The 2,274-nt window shown below is 67.7% G+C and carries 1 protein-coding gene; it reads right to left on the minus strand.

The window, feature by feature from the left end:
- On the minus strand, nucleotides 1-2,060 hold a 2,060-nt coding region (locus tag EB084_24010; protein ID NDD31328.1), incomplete at its 3' end, for a PBP1A family penicillin-binding protein.
- Between the last annotated feature and the right edge of the window lie 214 nt (nucleotides 2,061-2,274).

Genomic DNA, 2,274 nt, shown 5'->3' on the forward strand with positions numbered 1-2,274 from the left:
GGTTCATCGCGCTTCGTTGTGATGGCCTCGCCGCCACGCTTCACGAACACGTGCGTGCCGCAGTACCGCTGGGGAACCGCGTCCCAGCGGAAGGTGCGGGTCTCGGGCTCCGGACACAGCGTGGTGGCGCGCAGGCCGTTGGCGCGGCAGAGCTTCACAGTCACGTTGCCGTCGGCGTCGGCTCCGAAGTGCATCACGGGGCGGCCCGCCATCGCCGCCTGCATGAAGCTGCGCCAGATGGGGGCCGGCACGTCTCCTCCGAATGTGCCGTACATCTGCGAATCGTCATCGTTGCCCACCCACACCGCCGCGGCGAGCTGGGGCACGAATCCGACGAACCAGGCGTCGCGATGGGCGTCGGTGGTCCCGGTCTTTCCGGCGGCGGGTCGGTCTGAGAGTCGTGCCGTATATCCGGTGCCGCCTTCCACGACGCCCTGCATCATCTCGGTAAGCCCCAGGGCCGCGATGGGATTCATGGCGACCTCGCCGGGCTGCTTGCGGTTGTCGATGGCCACGTTGCCCTCTGCGTCGAGGATGAAGCGAACGCCCGTGGGTGCGTGCCGACGTCCGCCTTGGGCGATGACGGCGAGGGCCGAAGCCATGTCGAACGGGGTGACGGCACACGCTCCCAGGGCGATGGAGCAGACCGCCTCGATGTGCGAGCGCACACCCATCTTGTAGGCGAGATCGACCACTCGCGCGGGGCTCAGCGCGTCGATGAGACGGGCCGACACGGTGTTGCGCGAGAATCGCAGCGCCGTGCGCAGCGGAATCGCCCCCATGAACCGGCCGTCGGAGTTCTTCGGCGTCCAGTCGTCGGAGGGGCCGATGTGAAGGGTGACGGGGGCATCGGGAACGACGCTGTCCGGGCTCAGGCCGGCTTCGAGCGCGGCCCCGTAGACGAAGAGCTTGAATCCAGAGCCGGCGGGTCGCTGTGCCTGCCAGGCTCGGTTGAACTGGCTCGAGGTCGACCATCCCGTTCCCCCCACCATGGCTCTCACAAAGCCGGTAGAGGGTTCGATGGCCACAAGGGCGGCCTGGGTCACATGCTGGGAGGCCGCGTCGCGAAGTCCGCGTGCAACCGCGTCCTCGGCCGCGCGCTGCATCGCAGGGTCGAGACTGGCGTAGATCTTCAGCCCGCCACGATACAGGGCGTCCTCACCGTAGCTGCTGATGAGCTCATGGAGCAGCCAGGTCGTGTAGTAGGGGTACTTGAGCACGTACGGGTCCTTGCGGGGGCGTGCGAAGCGCAGCTTCTCGTCGCGCGCGGCGCGTGCCTGTGCCTCGGTGATGGCGCCCACCTCGGTCATCCGGCGCAGCACGAGGTGCTGTCGCTCGAGGGCGAGCTTCTTGCTGGCGAATGGCGAGTACTCTGACGGCGCGGGAACCACGCCCACGATGAGGGCAGACTCGGCCAGATCGAGCTTCGCGGCCTTCTTGGCGAAGTAGGTCTGCGCCGCCGCCTCGAGGCCGTAGGCGCCGGCGCCGAAGTAGATCTGGTTGAGGTAGAGCTCGAGCAGCTTGTCTTTCGAGAATCGATGCTCGAGCTGCCAGGCCACCATCATCTCCTGGACCTTGCGTCGCACGGTGCGCTCGTCGTTGAGGAAGACGCCTCGCGCCAGCTGCATCGTGATGGTGCTGGCGCCCTGCGAGAGCCCACGGCTGCGCAGCCCCACCCAGAGCACGCGGGCCATGCCCACGGGGTCGATGCCCGCGTGCTGATAGAAGCGGGCGTCCTCCGAAGCCACGATGGCCTTTCGCATGCAGTCGGGCACCTGGGCCAGGGGCAGCCAGGTGCGGTTCTCGCGGTACAGGGTTGCGATGAGCTCGCCATTGCTCGCGAAGACCCGGGTGGTGGCGGCCGGCTGGTAGGTCTCCAGGGCGGTCACGTCCGGCAGGCCCTCGGCATAGGCGCTCACCAGGGCGTAGGCCAGCCCGCCGCCGAAGCCGGTGGCCGCGACGATCAGCAGGAAGAGCGCGCGCGCAAGCCGGCCGAGCCATGTACCCAGGCCGTGCCTTGTCGAGCTCGTTGCGCTCGAATCCGCCTTGCGGGCCGCCATGGATTCACATCCTCCAGTCTGGTTTCGACGGCCGAGGCCGTCTCGCTGTTCCCGCGGTATCATCGCGTTCCGTGGAGAGGGTTCTCCCAACGGTACTGCAGCCGGGTTTCAGGCGCGTGTAGACCAGGTTACAGTTTGACCACGTTCTTCGGACGCCTGTGAGGCAGGGGCCGGGCAGGCTCTCGAACAGGCTCTCGAACAGGCTCTCGAACAG

This window comes from Pseudomonadota bacterium (assembly GCA_010028905.1).
Lineage (GTDB): Bacteria > Vulcanimicrobiota > Xenobia > RGZZ01 > RGZZ01 > RGZZ01.